Here is a 17884-nt window from a genome sequence, read left to right as displayed (position 1 = left end):
GGAGCTGGGAGCATCGAGGGACGCTGTCGAAGGGATTCCCATGACCGTCCCCAGTGACATCCCGATCGATCCGGGCCTGGTCGACCTCTACAAGGACCTGCACCGACACCCCGAACTCGGCTTCCAGGAACATCGCACCGCCGCAATCGTGGCGAATCGTCTGCGCGAATCGGGATTCGCGGTCACCACAGGGGTGGGCCGGACCGGGGTGGTCGGCGTCCTGGAGAACGGCGCCGGTCCGACCGTCCTGATCCGCGCCGACATGGATGCCCTCCCCGTCCGGGAGGAGACCGGGCTCGACTACGCGAGCACTGCGACAGGCACCGACGCCGACGGCGCCGCCGTGCCGGTCGCCCACGCGTGCGGCCACGATATGCACACCACCTGCCTGCTGGGCGCGGGACGGATACTCGCCGACGACCGGTCCGGCTGGGCGGGCACCCTGATGCTCGTGTTCCAGCCTGCCGAGGAGCTGGGCGCCGGTGCGCAGGCGATGGTGGACGACGGACTGTTCGACCGCTTCCCGAAACCCGACATCGTTCTCGGCCAGCACGTATCGCCCCTGCCGGCAGGCAAGATCGGGGCGCACCCGGGACCGTCGTACGCGGCGTCGGACTCGCTGCGGGTGCGGCTCGTCGGCAGGGGCGCGCACGGGTCGATGCCGGAGACGTCCGTCGACCCGGTCGTGATGGCGGCGGCGACGGTGCTGCGCCTGCAGACCGTCATCTCCCGCGAGATCCCCGGAACCGCGACCGCGGTGCTCACCGTCGGCTCCATCCACGCCGGCGACGCCGCGAACGTCATCCCCGGAGAGGCCGTGCTCCAGCTCAACATCCGCAGCTACGACGCGCGCGTGCGCCAACGCATCCTCGACGGGGTCGACCGCATCGTCCGCGGTGAGGCCGAGACCGCTGGGGCGCCGCAGGCCCCGACGATCACCGAGACCGAGCACTTTCCCATCGTCACGAACGATCCCGACGCCCTCCGCACGTCTCTCGACGCCGTCGCTACCTGGCTGGGGCCGGACAACATCCTCGATCCAGGGGCCGGCGCCGGCAGCGAGGATGTCGGCATCCTGGCCACCAGTTCCGGCGCTCCGCTGTCCTACTGGCTGCTCGGCGGCGCGGATCCGTCCCTGTTCACCACCGGCGACATGACCGATCCGGCGCTGCTGAAGGTGCCGTCGAACCACTCACCGCACTACGCCCCCGTGATCGAGCCGACACTGCCGATCGGTGTGGCCGCGCTGGTGACCACGGCCCGCGCCTGGCTGCAGCCGGCCCGCTGACGCGGCGGCGCCGAGTCGGCCGTTCTCCGCTACCGCCGCCGGCGGAAGCCGCTGCCCAACGCGCGGTAGCCCTCGTCCAGGTCGCGCAGGGCCACCGCCACTTCCGACTCCTCTTCGACGCCCGCGCGAAGCACCTTGCGCAGCAACATCGCATCCAGGTCGTCGGGGGCGGCGGCGAACTCGATCTCGGGCAGCTGCGCGTACCGCGCGCCGTCGCCGAAGTGGTCGTCGGTGTGCGTGGTGCCGGTGTCGTCGTCCTCGCCGCCGACGGCCCGCATCAGGCTGTCGAGATCGAGCCCGCGCACCGTCAGCATCGTCAGCGGCTCACGGTCGACGCGTTCGGCGAGGAGGTAGGCCACCGCGGCGACGTGCTTGCACGGCCACCCGGGATCGGGACACGTGCAGTCGAAATCGAGTTCCCGCCCTCCGTCGGGCAGCAGCATCGGTGCCAGTTCCTGCGGGACGGCACCGGACGCGAGTGCCGCGAGGGTGCCCGGGGTCGCGCGAATGGTCTCGACCAGTTCGGCGGTGTGCTCGTCGTCGAGCGTGCGCAGCGTCAGCACGGCGGTGAACGGCGCGATCTGGCTGCCCTGGACCTCGCCGGTGACCCGTCCGGCGGCGATGTCCAGAGCCACCACCTGTCCACCACGGGCGTACGTGCGGCCGCGGCTGAGCCGACCGGTGTCGCCGACCTTCTCGAGCGATTCGATCAGCGCCCGGCCCCACCACCCACGCGCGAATGCCCCTCGCTTGGAGGCGGATTCGACGCCGCCGACGACGGGCCTGCGCTTGCCGAAGGCGCTGAAGTCGGGGCGACCGCGCTGCGGACTCATTCGCCCACCGCCTCGTCTCCGAGGATCAGCAGGTCGTGCAGTTGGTCGGCGCTCATCTCGGTGATCCACTTCTCGCCGGTGCCGATCGCCAGATCCGCGAGTTCCTGCTTGTTCGAGATCATCGCGTCGATCCGCTCCTCGAGCGTTCCGACACACACCAGCTTGCGCACCTGGACGTCGCGGCGCTGCCCGATGCGGAAAGCGCGGTCCGTCGCCTGGTTCTCCACCGCCGGGTTCCACCAGCGATCCAGGTGCACCACGTGATTCGCTGCCGTCAGGTTCAGTCCGGTGCCGCCGGCCTTGAGGGAGAGCAGCATGATCGGCGGACCGTCGTCGCCCTGGAATCGCTCCACCATCCGGTCGCGGCGCGCCTTGGGCACACCGCCGTGCAGGAACGGCACCTCCACCCCGAACCGCTCGGCCAGGTACGGCTCCACGAGGTCGCCGAACTCCCGGAACTGCGTGAACAGCAGCGCGCGTTCGCCGTCGGCGGTGACCGAGTCGAGGATGTCCTCGACGAGGCCGAGCTTGCCGGACCGGTGCCGCCCGCGCCGCAGCACCCCGGACCCGTCGCCCAGGAAGTGCGCGGGATGGTTGCACACCTGCTTGAGCCGGGTGAGCGCCGAGAGCACCGCACCCTTGCGCTGCATGCCCTCGGTGTCCTTGATCTTCTTCAGCATGTCGTCGACCACGGCGCGGTACAGCGCGGCCTGCTCGACGGTGAGGTTGGCCCGCACCGTCATCTCCTGCTTCTCGGGCAGATCGGAGATGACGGTGGGGTCGGTCTTGACGCGGCGCAGGATGAACGGCGACGTCACCGCGCGCAGCCGGGTCACCGCCGCCTCGTCCTGCTCTCGCTCGATCGGCACCGCGAACCGGGCGCGAAAAGCCTGTGGGCTGCCGAGCATTCCGCGGTTGACGAAGTCGAGAATCGACCGCAGTTCGTCGAGGCGGTTCTCCACGGGCGTTCCGGTGAGGGCGATGCGGTGCTCGGCCGGGATCGCGCGGGCCGCGCGGGCCTGCGCGGTCGCGGAGTTCTTGATGTGCTGCGCCTCGTCGAGCACCACCCGCCGCCACGACTGCTCCCCCAGCGCCTCGACGTCGCGGGCCAGCAGCGAGTACGTCGTGATGAACAGGTCGCACGAGCCGACCGCTGCCGCGAGGTCCTCGCCCCGCCGCCGGTCGGCGCCGTGGTGGACGTGCACGCGCAGATCCGGCACGAACCGGGCTGCCTCGCGCTGCCAGTTGCCCACCACCGACATCGGGCACACCAGCAGCGTCGGGGTGTCGGCGCGTTCGTGCGCGAGCAGCGCCAGAAGTTGCAGCGTCTTGCCCAGTCCCATGTCGTCGGCGAGAACCGCGCCGAGTCCCGTCCCGCTCATGAACGCCAACCAGTCCAGCCCGCGCTGCTGGTAGTGCCGCAGTTCCGCGTGCAGTCCGGCGGGCTTCGGCACCGGGGCCGGATCGAGCGAGCCGTCGAGCAGTGTGCCGACCCACCCGGTGGCCTGCACCTCCTCGACCGGCACCGGTGGCCGCTCGGCCTCGGTGAGCTGCCCGAGCAGACCGCCGAGCGTGCCGTCCTCCCCCGAGTTGCGCTGCATCACATAGCGGGCCGCCTGCGCCAGCACGGTGGCATCGGCCTGCACCCACTGCCCGCGCAGCCGCACCAGATCGCTCTGGGTGTCCGCGAGCCGGGTCAACTCGTCGGGAGTGAGCACGACGTCGCCGAGCGCGAGCTCCCAGTCGTAGCCGACTATCTCGTTCATGCCGACGGCCCGGTCCTCGGCCGCCGCGGGCACCGGCGGCGACGACGCCTTCACACGCAGCGACGGCGACGCCGCCGCCCACGCGCGCGGCAGCAGCAGTGCGATGCCGGCGTGCTCGAGCGCCCGCGCGCCGTGTAGCACCAGGTCGGTGACGACCGCGGTCGGCAGCAGCAGATCGAGACCGTCCGGATCGGTGGGCAGGTCGCGCAGCCGCGGATAGGCCGAGACCGCCGCGGCCAGCTTCCGGACCGCGATCTCGAGGAGTCGGGACTCGGTGCGGTGCAGCCGGATCGGTGCGGGCGCCTCACCCTCGGCTCGCAGGCACACCTGCAGGCGCCACAGCGCGTCGTCGGCGAGGTCGGTCTCGTCCCCGGCCTCGGGTTCGGGCTCGAGTAGTCGGAGCACGAGTTCGGGCTCGTCGACCGTGAGGCTCCCGCGCCACGCGTCGAGTCCGGTCGCCATCCGGTGGTTGCCGCCCTCGTACGGTTCGCCGCGCAGCAACGCCCGCAGCAGCGGGTGCTCCGCGTCCCGGTCCCCCAGCAGGTCGCGGACCACGGCGTCGGTCAGTTCGCCCACGAAGTCGTCGAGGATCTCACGCGGGGTGCCCTCGAACCGTTGCACCGGCGGCATGGCAGAGGCCAACTCGGCCAGCCATGCATGCTGCCGCTCGCCGCCGAGCAGACGCCAGCGTGGCCACCAGTGCCCCTCGGTCCGGTACAGCTCGGGCACGACGCGCCCCGCCCGGGCCCACCGTTCGACGCCACGCGCCACGTGCGCCAGATATCGCAGATCGCCGGACACACCGGGTGCGTCGTCCGGCACCGCGAGCAGGAGGTCGGCGGCCTCGGCGGGAGCAAGCGCGAGGACCGGGACCCGCTGCTGCTCGACTCCCACGGCCGCGGGCACGTGCACGGTGTGATGCCGCCGGAAGCGCCGCCGCAGTACCCGTGCGAGCGGCTCGGGCAAATCGGGCAGCTCTGACTCCGGGCCCCGCCACAGCATGAGGCCCGTGCCCGGCGACCAGAGCCCGTGCAGCATGTCGTCCATCCAACCAGCCACCGCCGACATCCCTGGATTCCGGCCCGCCACCAGGCCCATACTGGGCGCGGAGGAAAGGTCGGCGCCGATGACGATCATGCTTCAGGTCTTCGAACAGGTGTACTCGCCGAGCACGCCGTGGCAGCAGCGCAAAGTCGCCTTCGTCGACGCCGATCACATCGTCGCGATGCGCCTCGACGGTCAATCCGGGGTCTGGCTCGACGTCACCAAGCAGGGTGAGTCGCATCGCCTGGCCACCACCCGCACCCCGGAGCAGGCCGTCGGCTTCCTGCTGAGCGTGTTCGGCACGATCGCCGAGTGCCGACAGAACGGCGGGTCGTGGCTCATCGGGCACGACGGCGTCGACGCCGGATCCATCCACGCCGCGAAGTTCCCGCACTCCTGACCGGTCCTGTCCCGCCGATCCTGTCGGGGCGGTCCGGCACACTGGCCGCGACAGTGAGCCGTCCGGGGAGGGGCAGCGGTGGGGCGTGGTCGAATTCTGCTGGGCGTGGGGGCCGTCGTGTTGGCCTGCCTGCCTGCGGCGTGCGGCATCGCGCCGGGCGCCGTCGAACCCGCGCCCGGCAGTCCGTCCCGCGCAGCCCTCGGCGAGCTCCTCACCCGCGTCGAGGTGGCCCCCTCGCGCCCGAACCTGCCCGGCTACGAGCGCGGCTGCACGCGCGGCCAAGCCTGCGTGTTCGGACCGTCGTGGTCCGACGACCACACCGGTCCCGGTGGCCACGACGGCTGCGATACCCGCAACAACGTGCTCGCGGCCGATCTCACCGCCGTCGAGTTCCGCGACGGCACCCGGGACTGCGTCGTCGTGTCGGGCAGCCTCGCCGACCCGTACTCGGGGCGGACTGTCGCCTTCACCAAGCAGGACGCGAGCGCCGTGCAGATCGACCACGTGTATCCGCTCGCGGCGGCGTGGGACATGGGCGCCGCGCAGTGGCCGATCGACCGGCGCCGCGACTTCGCGAACGACATCACCTACAACCTGCTCGCCGTCAGCGGTCCGGAGAACCAGGCCAAACGGGACAGCACGCCGTCGGGTTGGCTGCCGTCGGATCCGGCCTATCACTGCTTCTACGTGGGCAAATACCTCGGTGTCGCGGTGCGCTACGGACTGCCGATCACCGCGGCCGACCGGGATGCCGTCGCCGACGTCGTCGCCGAGTGCGGATGACGAGTCGCCGACACGAGACCCGGGCGCCGGTTAGCGTGGACGGGTGAGCCGAACGATCACCGGAGACGTCACCAAGGACACCCGACTGTGCATGTCACTGTCGGGCAGGCCGAGCAACATCGGCACCCGCTTCCACAACTACCTGTACGACGAACTGGGCCTCGACTTCGTCTACAAGGCGTTCACCACCACCGACCTCCCCGCGGCGATCGCCGGGATCCGTGCGCTCGGTGTCCGCGGGTGCGGAGTGTCGATGCCGTTCAAGGAGGCGTGCATCGAGCACGTCGACGTGGTGCACCCATCGGCGTCGGCGATCGACTCGGTGAACACCATCGTCAACGAGGACGGCGAACTGCACGCCTACAACACCGACTACCAGGCCGTGGCCGACCTGCTCCACCGTGCCGCGCTCAGCCCGGACCTCGCGGTCGCCGTCGCCGGCAGCGGCGGCATGGCCAAGGCGGTGGTGGCCGCGCTCCGCGACAGCGGGTTCCACACCGTCACCGTCGTCGCGCGTAACGCCGAGAGCGGCCCCGCCCTGGCCCGGACCTACGGCTTCGAGTGGCTCTCCGATCTCGGTGCCGCGCACCCGCAACTACTCGTCAACGCCACCCCGATCGGGATGGCCGGAGGCGCGGAGGCGGACGCGCTGCCGTTCCCCGAGGACGCGGTCCGCGCGGCCGAGGCGGTGTTCGACGTCGTCGCGATGCCCGCCGACACCCCACTGATCCGGCTCGCGGCGGGAGCCGGCAAGACCGTGATCACCGGAGCGGAGGTGATCGCGCTGCAGGCGGCCGAACAGTTCGCCCTCTACACCGGGGTGCGCCCGACCGACGAGCAGATCCGCCGGGCGTCGGAGTTCTCGAGGGCCCCCTCGCAGTCCTAGGAGTCCACGTTGGCCGACCTGCCGCCGCACGACCCCGACGAGCCGCCGAGCACGCGTCTCGCCCGGAACTTCAGCGAACTGCTGCAGGAGTTGCGCGTGCAGCAGGCGGGCGTGCAGATCCTGTTCGCGTTCCTCCTGGCGATCGTGTTCACCGAGGCCTACGAGGAGCAGTCCACATACGTGCGCACGCTCCACCTCGTGACCGTGCTGTGCGCGGCGGTGTCGTCGGCGCTGCTCATCGCGCCGGCCGTGTGGCACCGGATCCTGTTCCGGCACCGTCGACGCGAGGACATCCTGCGCCAGGCAAACCGGTGCGCCCTGGCCGGCTCGGTGTTCCTGGCCGCGACGATGGTCGGCACCGTCCTGATCGTCGCGGAAGTGGCGGTCGGGGGCTGGGCGGCCAAGCTCATCGGCGCGTGCACGGCCCTGGTCTTCGGCGTTCTGTGGTTCGTCGTGCCGGCACTGTTGCGTCGCGACGACCAGCTGCGCTGACCGATTCCCAGGCGCTATCGTCGGTTTCATGGCAGCCCCCGACGAGCCCGAACCTCGGGCCGAGGCCTATCCGGCGCTGTGGCCGGTGCCGACGCGGTGGGCCGACAACGACCACTACGGGCACGTCGACCACATCGCCTACTACTCGTACTTCGACACCGCGGTCAACGGGTGGCTGATGGCCAGCACCGGACTCGACGTCCGCGAGCTGCCCGCGATCGGGATCGTCGCCGAGGCGTCGTGCCGGTTCCTGCGCGAACTGTCCTTCCCCGACCAGCTGCACGTCGGGCTGTCGGTGGACCGCATCGGCGCCACCGACATCGTGTACGCACTGGCTATCTTCCGGGAGGACCCCGACGGTTTCCTCGAACTGGCCGCCACCGGACGGTTCTTACATGTCTACATCGAGCCCGACAGTCGCCTGCCCGCGCCGATACCGCCCGAAATCCGCAGCGCCGCAACCCTGCTGGAGCTCGAGGTCGACTGACGTCCGGTCAGTTCAATCCCACGGCGTCCGCGGTCCGGACCGCCCGGCGCACCACGTCGTCGATGAGTTCCGCTGTGGGACCGCCCCGTTCGGCACGATTGCGCGGGTCGTCCAGGGTGCGTCGCAGCACGCCCTCGGCGATGATCGCGAGCTTCCACAGCGCGAGCACGTGCCAGAAGCCGACCGCGGCGACGTCCCGCTTGGTCTCGTGCACGTACACGTCGACCAGTTCGTCGCGGCTCGGGAACCCGTCGAGCGTCGACGCCATGAACGGCCCTCGGACGCCGTCGCCGCGCTGCGGCCAGTACGCGAGCAGGCCCCCGAGGTCGGCGAGCGGGTCGCCGAGCGTGCACAGTTCCCAGTCGAGGATCGCGACGACACGGCCGTCGTCGGGCGAGGTGATGACGTTGCTGAGATGGAAGTCGCCGTGCACCAGCGTCGTCTCGGTCTGTGCGGGCACATTGCGCGCGAGCCGGGCCGCGAGGTCCTCGATCTCGGGCATGTCGTGCGTCTTGGACTGCTCCCACTGCGCCGACCAGCGCTTGAGCTGACGCTCGGCGTACGGCTTGTGACTGGCCAGGTCCAGCAGCTCGGCGCTCTCGAGATCCACCCGGTGGATGCTGGCGAGCGCCTTCGGCAGCGACAGTCCGATTGCCCGCCGCCGTTCGGGGTCGAGCTGTTCGGCCACCGACTCGTCGTCGATCACGATGCCGTCGACGTAGTTCATCAGCACGAGAGGGACATCGGTGATCGCCGGATCATCGGTCAGCGCAATCATTTTCGGTACCGGAACACCGGTTCCCTGCAGTGCGGCCAGGATCCGGTACTCGCGGCCGACGTCGTGCGCGGACGCCAGCAACTGCCCCAGCGGCGGCCGGCGCAGCACCCAGCGGCCACCCCCCGAATCGCGCACCGCAAAGGTCAGATTCGACTGCCCGCTACCGATCCGCTCGAAAGACAGCGGGGCGAGTGCGCCCACACCGAGACCGGTGATCCAGGCCGAAACCGCATCCTCGTCGAGGCCGACAACACTCATTGCGCACCACTCCCCTCCGGTGTCCCGCATCTGCTTCCGCCGATCGGATCGATCGATCGGTCATGCCGGTCAATTCCGTCGAATCCCGCACCCCCGGTCGACGCTCGTCCGACGATGCTAGTCGGCGGGGTGGCCCCGCGCGGGGGTTTACGCACCGCGACCCTCCGCAGCGCGCTCGAGCAGCGGCGCAGTTCTCGGCCCGACCAGCTCGCGCATCACGAGCGCCATGTTGGTGCGCTCGACGCCCGGGATCTTGAGGATCTGCCCGGCCAGTCGGTAGAGGTCGTCGGCGTCGGTCGCGACCACCTTGACCGAGAGGTCGGTCAACCCCGTCATGCCGTACACCTCGACGACCTCGGGGATGTCCGCGAGCGCCTCCACCACCGCGTCGAGCTGATGCTGGTCGACCCGCGTGGACACGAACGCCGCCAGCGGGTAGCCGAGAGCCCGGGGATCGACGAGCTGGTCGAAGTCCCCGAGCGCTCCCGATCCCTCCCACCGGGACAGCCTCGCCTGCACGGTGTTCCGCGAGAGACCGAGCCGCTGCGCGAGGTCCACACCGGTCGCCCGCGGGTTTCGCGACAGCTCCAGCAGGAGGCGGGCGTCGGTGGCGTCCAGAGTGCTCATCTTTCGCAGTGTGCCAGTGATCGACCCCTCCGAACTGTGCATTGTGCTGAATCGTTGCAACGTCGCTTGCGCAGATCGCGGAACGGTGGATGCTGTGAGGTAGAGCACACCCATCCGGACATTCGCTCACGAGGCGGGCCCCGGATCGATGCGACGAGGTGACCGACGATGGCCGACAAGATCGCCTTCCCGGTGCAGCTGGTCCAACCGGACGGACAGCGCGTGCACCGGCCCGACTATGCCGCACTGGTGTCCGACATCGGGCCCACGCAACTGCGCGCACTGTACGAGGATCTCGTCGTGACGCGGCGGATCGACACCGAGTCCACCGCCCTGCAACGGCAGGGCCAGCTCGGGATCTGGGCTCCGCTGTCGGGGCAGGAGGCGGCCCAGGTCGGCTCGGTCCACGCGCTGAACCCCGACGACTACATCTTCACCAGCTACCGCGAGCACGCCGTCGCATACTGCCGCGGCGTCGACCCCGCGGTGATGACCCGGATGTGGCGCGGCTGTGCGTTCTCGGGCTGGGACCCGGCGACCGTCAACATGACCAACCCCGCGATCGTGGTCGGCTCGCAGGGACTGCATGCGACCGGCTACGCGCTGGGCGCGCACCTGGACGGCGCCGAGATCGCCACCGTCGTGTACTTCGGGGACGGGGCCACCAGCCAGGGCGACATCGCGGAGGCGCTCGGCTTCGCGACGAGCCTGGCGGCGCCGGTGGTGTTCTTCTGCCAGAACAACCAGTGGGCGATCAGCGAGCCCGTCCACCTGCAGAGCCCCACCCCGATCGCCGCCCGCGCCGCCGGGTACGGCATGCCCGCGGTCCGGGTGGACGGCAACGACGTGCTCGCCGTGCTGGCGGTCACCCGGGAGGCCGCCCGCCGCGCCCGCGGCGGCGGCGGGCCGTCCTTCGTCGAGGCGATCACGTACCGGATGGGTCCGCACACCACGTCCGACGATCCGACGCGCTACCGCACCGCCGCCGAATCGGAGGTGTGGCGGGCCCGCGACCCGATCGACCGGATGCGGCGCCTCCTCGAACGCGAGGGCCTGTTCGACGACGCGTTCGAGGGACAGGTGCGGGCGCGGGCCGACGACGTGGCCACCCGGCTGCGGGCGGGCACGCTCGAGGCGCCCGATCCCGAACCGGACGAGTTGTTCGCGCACGTGTACGCCACCGAGCATCCGCTGATCGACGAGGAGCGCGCCGAGTACCGCGCCTACCTCGACACTCTGACCGCCGGCGAGGAGGCAGTGTCATGACCACCACGACGAGCACCACGATGACGCTGGGCAGTGCCCTCAACACCGGCCTGCGCCGCGCGCTCGAGGACGACCCCAAGGTGCTACTGATGGGCGAGGACATCGGCAAGCTCGGCGGCGTCTTCCGTATCACCGACGCACTCCAGAAAGACTTCGGCCCCGCGCGGGTCATGGACACCCCGCTCGCCGAATCCGGAATCGTGGGAACCGCTTTCGGGCTGGCGCTGCGCGGCTACCGGCCGGTGTGCGAGATCCAGTTCGACGGCTTCGTCTACCCGGCGTTCGACCAGATCGTCTCGCAGGTCGCCAAGATCCACTACCGCACCCGCGGCCACGTGACGGCGCCGTTGACGATTCGCATCCCGTACGGCGGTGGCATCGGTGCCGTCGAGCATCATTCGGAGTCACCGGAGGCCTACTTCGCGCACACCGCTGGTCTGCGCGTCGTCTGCCCCGCCACCCCGGCCGACGCGTTCGCGATGATCCGGCAGGCGATCGCGCTCGACGACCCCGTCGTGTTCCTCGAACCGAAGCGGCGGTACTGGGATCGCGGCCCCGTGGACGTCGACGCCCCGCCGGATCTGCCGCTGCACCGGGCGCGGATCGTCCGACCCGGCACCGACGTCACCGTCGTGGCCTACGGATCGATGATCCCGACCGCGCTGCAGGCTGCCGAGATCGCCGACGAGGAAGGCACGTCGCTCGAGGTCGTCGACCTGCGCTCGCTGGCGCCGATCGACTTCGACACCGTCGAGGAATCCGTGCAGCGGACCGGACGGCTCGTCGTCGCGCACGAGGCGCCGCTGTTCGTCGGCCTCGGCGCGGAGATCGCGGCGCGGGTGTCCGAACGCTGCTTCTACCGGCTCGAGGCGCCGGTGCGCCGGGTCGGCGGCTTCGACATCCCCTACCCGCCGGCGAAGCTCGAGAAGCACCACGTGCCCGACGCCGACCGCATCCTCGCCGCCGTCGACGAGGTGCTCGCATGAGCCGCGTCGAGGAGTTCCGGCTGCCCGACCTCGGCGAGGGGCTCACCGAGGCGGAACTGGTGTCGTGGTCCGTCGCCGTCGGCGACACCGTCGAGCTCAACGCGACCATCGGCGAGGTCGAGACGGCCAAGGCCCTCGTGGAGCTGCCGTCGCCGTTCGCCGGGGTGGTGCGGGAACTGCTCGTCCAACCGGGTACGACGGTGCCGGTGGGGACCGTGATCATCCGTGTCGAGACGGCCGGCGACGAGGATCCCCCTGCTCCCCGCCGGGATCCCGTCCTGGTGGGCTACGGCCCGTCGGCACCCGCCGTCAGCAGGCGGCGGCCCCTGCCGCACGCTTCCCGGCAGACGGGAACTCGGTCGGGCCCCGTCCACGCCCGCCGGGCCGCGGAAGACCCCAGAGAGGCCCGGACACCGATCCGGGGGGTGCGGCGGGAGACCGCGGCGGCGATGGTCGCCAGCGCGACCTCCGCGCCACACGTCACCGAGTTCCTGACCGTCGACGTCACCGAGTCCGTGACTCTGCTCGCGCGACTGCGCGCGTCGGCCGCGTTCGACGGGCTGCACCTGACGCCGCTGACCCTCGTCGCCAAGGCTCTGCTGCTCGCGCTGCGCGCGCATCCGGCGCTGAACTCGGCGTGGGACGAGGGCGCGCAGGAGATCGTCACCAAGCGGTACGTGAACCTGGGCATCGCGACCGCCACCGACCGCGGCCTGATGGTGCCGAACGTCAAGGACGCCGACCGGCTGACGCTGCCCGAGCTGTGCCGCGCGATCGGCGCACTCACCGACACCGCTCGGGCAGGACGGGCGACGCCGGCCGATCTCACCGGCGGCACCGTCACGATCACCAACGTCGGCGTCTACGGCGTCGACACCGGCACCCCGATCCTCAACCCGGGCGAGGCCGCGATCCTCGCGCTCGGTGCGATCGCGAAGCGGCCGTGGGTGGTGGGCGACGACATCGTCGCGCGGGACGTGACGACGCTGAGCGTCACCGTGGATCACCGCCTGGTCGACGGCGAGCAGGCGTCGCGGTTCCTCGCCGATCTCGGGGCGATGCTGCGCGACCCCGTGACCGCCCTCCTCACGCTGCTCTGACCCACCGGCTTCCAGCTGAAGGGTCCCTTCGGTAGCTGTCAGCGCACGAAGGGTCCCTTCGGCCACAACCGTCGTTCGGTACAAAGGGATACGTGGACTCCCGAACCGATCAGCCCGTACGTCTGCGTTCGGCTCGTGCCGCGATCTTCGGCGTGTTCGGCATCAACGGGTTTCTGCTCGCGATGTGGGTGGTCCACATTCCCGCGATCGAGGACCGGACGAACATCGCCCACTCGACGCTCGGCTCGCTACTCCTGCTGCTCGCGGCGGGCGCGATCGCCGGCATGCAGTTGGCGGGCCCGCTCGCGGACCGGTACGGCAGTCGACTGCTGGTCGCGCTCAGCGGGACCCTGCTGGCGGTCGCGGTTATCGGTCCGGGTCTGGCGTCCACCGCGTGGCAGCTGGGCCTGGCCCTGATGATCTTCGGGTTCGGCAACGGCGCGCTCGACGTGTCCATGAACTCCCAAGCCGTCCTGGTCGAGCGGGAGTACCGGCGTCCGATCATGTCGGCGTTCCACGGCATGTTCTCGATCGGCGGGGTGGCCGGGTCGCTCGTCGGGGCGGTGACGATCGAGGCCGGGTGGTCACCGGCCACGACGCTGGGGGTCGCGTCCGTGCTGGGGGTCGTGGCGATCGCGCTGTGCACGGGGCGGCTGCTGCCGCCGTCGGCGCATCCGCAACCCGAGCACCACGAGCGACGCCCCCGCGGAAAATACTCGTCGCGGGTGCTGGCCATGGGTGCGGTGGCATTCGTCCTGATGCTCGCCGAGGGCGTCGCGAACGACTGGTCGACGCTCCAGGTCAAGGAGCACCTGGACGCCCCGGCATCCGTGGCTGCCCTCGCGTTCGGGGCGTTCTCGCTGACGATGACGGTGGGCCGGTTCACCGCGGACCGGGTGAGCGCCGCGCTGGGGCCGGTCGAGGTGGTCCGGTACGGCACGCTGATCGCGGCGGCCGGGATGGGTCTGGTCGTGGTGTCGCCGTGGCTGCCGACGACGCTGCTGGGGTGGGCGCTGTTCGGGCTCGGGCTGTCCGGGTGCGTGCCGCAGATCTTCACCGCAGCCGGAAATCTCGGTACCGGGGCCGCGGGCGCGAACATGTCCCGCGTGGTGGGCATGGGCTACATCGGCTTCCTCGCCGGACCGGCGACCATCGGCTGGCTCACCCATCTGGTGCCGCTCACGATCGCGATGGTGGTGCCGTTGGTGTGCGTGCTGGTGGCGTCGCGCTTCGCGGGGATCGTCGGACGTCCGGCGACGCAGTCGGTCGCCGTCGGCTGAAACGGCGGAAACGGCTGAAACGGCGGAAGGGTCCCTTCACACGCTGGGAGCGCGTGAAGGGACCCTTCAGCTGAGTGGCGAGAGGCCTACAGGGCCTTGAGCTCCTCGGTGACCTCGGAAACCATCTTCTTGGCGTCACCGAACAGCATGGAGGTGCCGTCCGCGGTGAACAGCGGGTTGTCGATGCCGGCGTAGCCCGACGACATCGAGCGCTTGAGCACGATGACCGACTTGGACTGGTCGACGTTGAGGATCGGCATGCCGTAGATCGGCGAGCTCGAATCGTTGCGCGCGGCCGGGTTGGTGACGTCGTTGGCGCCGATGACGACGGTGACATCGGTGCGCGAGAACTCGCCGTTGATGTCGTCCATCTCCTTCATCGCGTCGTACGCGACGTCGGCCTCGGCGAGCAACACGTTCATGTGACCGGGCATACGGCCGGCGACCGGGTGGATCGCGTACTTGACCTCGACGCCCTTCTCCTCGAGCAGGGCCGCCATCTCCTTGACCGCGTGCTGGGCCTGCGCGACGGCGAGACCGTAGCCGGGAACGACGATGACCTGGTTGGCGTACGCCATCTGGATCGCCGCATCCGACGCGGAGGTGGCCTTCACGGTGCCGCCCGACGCCGAGACACCGGCACCGCCGGCGTCACCGCCACCGAACGAGCCGAAGATGATCGCGGGGATCGAGCGGTTCATGGCCTTGGCCATGAGGTTGGTCAGGATCGAGCCGGACGCGCCGACGATCATGCCGGCGACGATCATCGCCTGGTTGTTGAGCGCCAGACCCGCGGCCGCCGCCGACAGACCGGTGAGCGCGTTGAGCAGCGAGATGACGACGGGCATGTCGGCGCCGCCGATCGGCAGCACGACGAACAGACCCATGACACCGGCCGCGATCAGCAGACCGACGATCCACAGCGCGGAGGTCGGATCGTTGGCCGGGTCGGCCTGGATACCGATGTAGACGGCGATGCCGATCGACACCAGCGCGAGAACGATGTTCGCCAGCTGGAACGCCTTCGCCGAGGCGACGACCTTCTTCTCGAAGTTCTTGTTGAACAGCTCCTGCAGCTTCGCGAACGCGACCAGCGAGCCCCAGAACGAGACCGAACCGATGATCGCCGCGAACAGCGAGCCGACGATGAACGGCACCGACGGCACCGTCTCGACGGTGGTGAAGCCGTCCGAGTTGAGGAACTCGGCCCACGCGATGAGCGCGACCGTGCCGCCACCGACACCGTTGAACAGCGCGACGAGCTGCGGCATCGCGGTCATCTTCGTCCGCAGCGCGGGCGGGACGCCGAGCACGATGCCGACGAGCAGGCCACCGATGATCAGGCCCCAGTTGTCGGTGTCGCGGATGTCGATGAGGACCGCGACGACCGCGATCAGCATGCCCACCGCCGCGATGTAGTTGCCGCGCACCGCGGTCTTCGGGCCGGTCAGACCCGAGAGACCGTAGATGAACATCGCGAACGCGACGATGTAGAGGATCGTGACGAGGTAGCTCATCAGGCGTCAGCCCCCTTCTTCTCAGCTGCCTTGGGGGCGTCCTTCTTGGGCTTGAACATCGCGAGCATGCGGTCGGTGACCACGAACCCGCCGACGACGTTCAGGGTGCCGAAGACCAGCGCGACGAACAGGATGATCTTGATCGACCACGGGGCGTCGGACGGCAGGTGGCCGAGCACGACCAGCGCGCCGAGCACGACGATGCCGTGGATGGCGTTGGTGCCCGACATCAGCGGCGTGTGCAGCGTGTTCGGCACCTTCGAGATGACAGCGAAACCCACGAACCCGGCCAGGACCAGGATCGCGATGTTCGCCAGAAGTTCGGTGTACATCTAGGGGGTCTCCTTCGATCCGGTCACGCACGCACCGGCGAGGATCTCGTCCGAGAAGTCGGGCGCCAGCGCGCCGTTCTCGTCGAGCATCAGCTCGATCAGGGCCGCAACGTTCTTCGAGTACAGCTCCGAGGCGTGCTCGGGCATCGTCGCCGGAAGGTTCAGCGGCGAGCAGATCGTGACACCGTGCTTGACGGCCGTCCGGCCGGGCTCGGTGAGCTCGCAGTTGCCGCCGGTCTCCCCGGCGAGGTCGACGATCACGCTGCCGGGCTTCATGCCCTCGACCGCGGCGGCGGTCACCAGACGCGGCGCCGGACGACCCGGCACCAGCGCGGTGGTGATGACGACGTCGAAGCCCTTGATGGCATCCTCGAGCGCCTGCTGCTGCTGCGCGCGCTCGGCGTCGGTGAGTTCGCGGGCGTAGCCGCCCTCGCCGGCCGCGTCGATGCCCAGATCGAGCCACTGCGCACCGACCGAGCGAACCTGGTCGGCCACCTCGGGACGCACGTCGTAGCCCGTGGTGCGGCCGCCGAGACGCTTGGCCGTGGCCAGCGCCTGCAGACCCGCGACACCCACACCCAGGACCAGGACGGTCGCGGGCTTCACGGTGCCGGCCGCGGTGGTCAGCATCGGGAAGAAGCGGGTGGACTCCGACGCGGCGACGAGGACGGCCTTGTAGCCGGCAACATTGGCCTGCGACGACAACGCGTCCATCACCTGGGCGCGGGAGATACGCGGAATCGCCTCGACGGCGAACGCGTCCACTCCGGCCGCGGACAGCGCACCGATCTGGTTCTCGGCGTTGCGCGGGGCCAGGAAGCCGATCAGCGTCTGCCCCGAACGGAGCTTGCCGACCTCGTCGTCCGACGGCGGCGCGACCTTGACGACGACATCGGAGGTCCACGCGTCACCGATGGTGGCGCCCGCCTCCTTGTACAACTCGTCCGGAATCAGCGCACCCAGACCCGCCCCGGGCTCGACGACGACGTCGACTCCCTTGGCGGCCAGTGACGCCACGACCTTGGGCACCAGTGCCACCCGTCGCTCGCCGTCGCTCGTCTCCCGAACGACACCGACCGATGGGCGCACCTGTGCCGCGCTCTTCGATGTATCCAATGTTTCGACTTCCTGCGGTAGATGGTGTGCCTGCCGCGACGGGCGGCAACTATCGAGCGATCGACGGACGATGACCCGACCGATGCAAGTGGTCCACGATGGTAAGCAGAACTACCGTGAGCAAGGAAACACACGCAAGTCGGTGGGAGTGTCTGAATCGAGTCCGAACAGAGGTATACCACCGTAAGCGGCTTTTTTTGTGATACAGCTCACTATTTCACATGGACGTAACTTACCGTCTGAATAGGCCCAAGAAACGGAGGTTCGGAGATGCCCACTCGTGCCGTCGATATCGAACGCGTGTACGACCATCCGGCTGCGGAGCCGAGCTTCCGGGTCTTCGTCGACCGACTCTGGCCGCGCGGATTGCGCAAGGATTCGTTCCATTACGACGACTGGGCGAAGGATCTCGCGCCGTCGACCGAACTGCGGCGGTGGTACAGCCACGACGTAGCAGAGTTCGGCGAGTTTCGCTCCCGCTATCTCACGGAGCTGGAATCCGCGGAGGGACGCAGCGCCGTCGAGCGTGTCCTGACGCTCGCCGGGGAGCGTCCGCTGGTCCTGCTCACCGCCACCACGGACCTCGACCACAGTCACGCGGCAGTGCTGCGCGAGCACTTCCGGGACCTCGGGATTCCGGGCTGA

18 protein-coding genes are annotated in these 17884 nt (G+C 69.9%); 11 read left to right on the top strand and 7 right to left on the bottom strand.

Going from position 1 to position 17884, the window contains the following annotated elements:
• Window positions 1–40 precede the first annotated feature (40 nt).
• Window positions 41–1288: an amidohydrolase gene (locus ABEU20_RS11330; protein WP_420164502.1), complete on the top strand. Its 1248-nt coding sequence runs from the start codon at window positions 41–43 to the stop codon at window positions 1286–1288.
• A 29-nt stretch (window positions 1289–1317) separates the two neighbouring features.
• Here ABEU20_RS11330 and ABEU20_RS11325 read toward each other — a convergent pair whose 3' ends face one another.
• Window positions 1318–2121 (bottom strand): SWIM zinc finger family protein, encoded by an 804-nt coding sequence (locus ABEU20_RS11325; protein WP_420164501.1) that lies wholly within the window; start codon window positions 2119–2121, stop codon window positions 1318–1320.
• Window positions 2118–4955, bottom strand: a complete 2838-nt coding sequence (locus tag ABEU20_RS11320; protein ID WP_420164582.1) for a DEAD/DEAH box helicase — start codon at window positions 4953–4955, stop codon at window positions 2118–2120. Before ABEU20_RS11320 ends, ABEU20_RS11325 begins: the two co-directional genes overlap by 4 nt.
• A 58-nt stretch (window positions 4956–5013) precedes the next feature.
• On the opposite strand from ABEU20_RS11320, the gene ABEU20_RS11315 reads away from it, so the two are divergent.
• From ABEU20_RS11315 to ABEU20_RS11295, 5 genes are all read left to right on the top strand, one after another.
• Window positions 5014–5331, top strand: coding sequence for a hypothetical protein (locus tag ABEU20_RS11315; RefSeq protein WP_420164500.1), 318 nt, complete (start codon window positions 5014–5016; stop codon window positions 5329–5331).
• Between the two features lie 78 nt (window positions 5332–5409).
• Window positions 5410–6114 carry an HNH endonuclease family protein gene (locus ABEU20_RS11310; protein ID WP_420164499.1) on the top strand — a complete coding sequence of 235 codons (705 nt, stop codon included), beginning with the start codon at window positions 5410–5412 and terminating at the stop codon, window positions 6112–6114.
• A gap of 43 nt (window positions 6115–6157) precedes the next feature.
• Window positions 6158–7000 (top strand): shikimate 5-dehydrogenase, encoded by an 843-nt coding sequence (locus tag ABEU20_RS11305; RefSeq protein ID WP_420164498.1) that lies wholly within the window; start codon window positions 6158–6160, stop codon window positions 6998–7000.
• Between the two features lie 9 nt (window positions 7001–7009).
• On the top strand, window positions 7010–7492 hold the full coding sequence (locus ABEU20_RS11300; protein WP_420164497.1) for a DUF6328 family protein: 483 nt from the start codon (window positions 7010–7012) through the stop codon (window positions 7490–7492).
• Between the two features lie 28 nt (window positions 7493–7520).
• Window positions 7521–7979 carry an acyl-CoA thioesterase gene (locus ABEU20_RS11295; protein ID WP_420164496.1) on the top strand — a complete coding sequence of 153 codons (459 nt, stop codon included), beginning with the start codon at window positions 7521–7523 and terminating at the stop codon, window positions 7977–7979.
• A gap of 7 nt (window positions 7980–7986) precedes the next feature.
• Here the strand turns inward: ABEU20_RS11295 and ABEU20_RS11290 are convergent, their stop codons facing one another.
• Complete coding sequence (locus ABEU20_RS11290) at window positions 7987–9015, bottom strand: phosphotransferase family protein (protein ID WP_420164495.1); 1029 nt, start codon at window positions 9013–9015, stop codon at window positions 7987–7989.
• A 147-nt stretch (window positions 9016–9162) separates the two neighbouring features.
• Window positions 9163–9642 carry an Lrp/AsnC family transcriptional regulator gene (locus tag ABEU20_RS11285; protein WP_420164494.1) on the bottom strand — a complete coding sequence of 160 codons (480 nt, stop codon included), beginning with the start codon at window positions 9640–9642 and terminating at the stop codon, window positions 9163–9165.
• Window positions 9643–9810: 168 nt separating this feature from the next.
• Between ABEU20_RS11285 and pdhA the strand changes: the two genes are divergently transcribed.
• The 4 genes from pdhA to ABEU20_RS11265 all read left to right on the top strand — a co-directional run bounded on the left by pdhA (window position 9811) and on the right by ABEU20_RS11265 (window position 14274).
• Window positions 9811–10908 (top strand): pyruvate dehydrogenase (acetyl-transferring) E1 component subunit alpha, encoded by a 1098-nt coding sequence (gene pdhA / locus ABEU20_RS11280; protein WP_420164493.1) that lies wholly within the window; start codon window positions 9811–9813, stop codon window positions 10906–10908.
• Entirely contained in the window at window positions 10905–11894 is a 990-nt protein-coding gene (locus ABEU20_RS11275; RefSeq protein ID WP_420164492.1) for an alpha-ketoacid dehydrogenase subunit beta, read from the top strand. The genes pdhA and ABEU20_RS11275 overlap by 4 nt, the downstream gene beginning before the upstream one ends.
• Window positions 11891–12994 carry a dihydrolipoamide acetyltransferase family protein gene (locus tag ABEU20_RS11270; RefSeq protein ID WP_420164491.1) on the top strand — a complete coding sequence of 368 codons (1104 nt, stop codon included), beginning with the start codon at window positions 11891–11893 and terminating at the stop codon, window positions 12992–12994. Before ABEU20_RS11275 ends, ABEU20_RS11270 begins: the two co-directional genes overlap by 4 nt.
• A gap of 182 nt (window positions 12995–13176) precedes the next feature.
• Window positions 13177–14274 (top strand): MFS transporter, encoded by a 1098-nt coding sequence (locus ABEU20_RS11265; RefSeq protein ID WP_420164581.1) that lies wholly within the window; start codon window positions 13177–13179, stop codon window positions 14272–14274.
• A gap of 86 nt (window positions 14275–14360) precedes the next feature.
• Here the strand turns inward: ABEU20_RS11265 and ABEU20_RS11260 are convergent, their stop codons facing one another.
• The 3 genes from ABEU20_RS11260 to ABEU20_RS11250 are packed head-to-tail and all read right to left on the bottom strand — an operon-like array spanning window position 14361 to window position 17239.
• A complete protein-coding gene (locus tag ABEU20_RS11260) occupies window positions 14361–15791 on the bottom strand; it encodes an NAD(P)(+) transhydrogenase (Re/Si-specific) subunit beta (protein ID WP_420164490.1) in 1431 nt (476 codons plus the stop codon).
• The gene (locus ABEU20_RS11255; RefSeq protein ID WP_420164489.1) at window positions 15791–16123 is read right to left on the bottom strand and encodes an NAD(P) transhydrogenase subunit alpha; all 333 of its coding nucleotides are present in this window, start codon (window positions 16121–16123) and stop codon (window positions 15791–15793) included. Before ABEU20_RS11255 ends, ABEU20_RS11260 begins: the two co-directional genes overlap by 1 nt.
• On the bottom strand, window positions 16124–17239 hold the full coding sequence (locus ABEU20_RS11250; RefSeq protein WP_420164488.1) for a Re/Si-specific NAD(P)(+) transhydrogenase subunit alpha: 1116 nt from the start codon (window positions 17237–17239) through the stop codon (window positions 16124–16126).
• A 270-nt stretch (window positions 17240–17509) separates the two neighbouring features.
• Here ABEU20_RS11250 and ABEU20_RS11245 point away from each other — a divergent pair, with 270 nt between their 5' ends.
• Entirely contained in the window at window positions 17510–17884 is a 375-nt protein-coding gene (locus ABEU20_RS11245; RefSeq protein WP_420164487.1) for a DUF488 domain-containing protein, read from the top strand.

Source organism: Rhodococcus parequi (assembly GCF_046042785.1).
GTDB classification, from domain to species: Bacteria; Actinomycetota; Actinomycetes; order Mycobacteriales; family Mycobacteriaceae; genus Prescottella; species Prescottella parequi.
The sequence above is the reverse complement of the archived record's forward strand: the minus strand, read 5'-3'. Positions and strand labels throughout refer to the sequence as shown.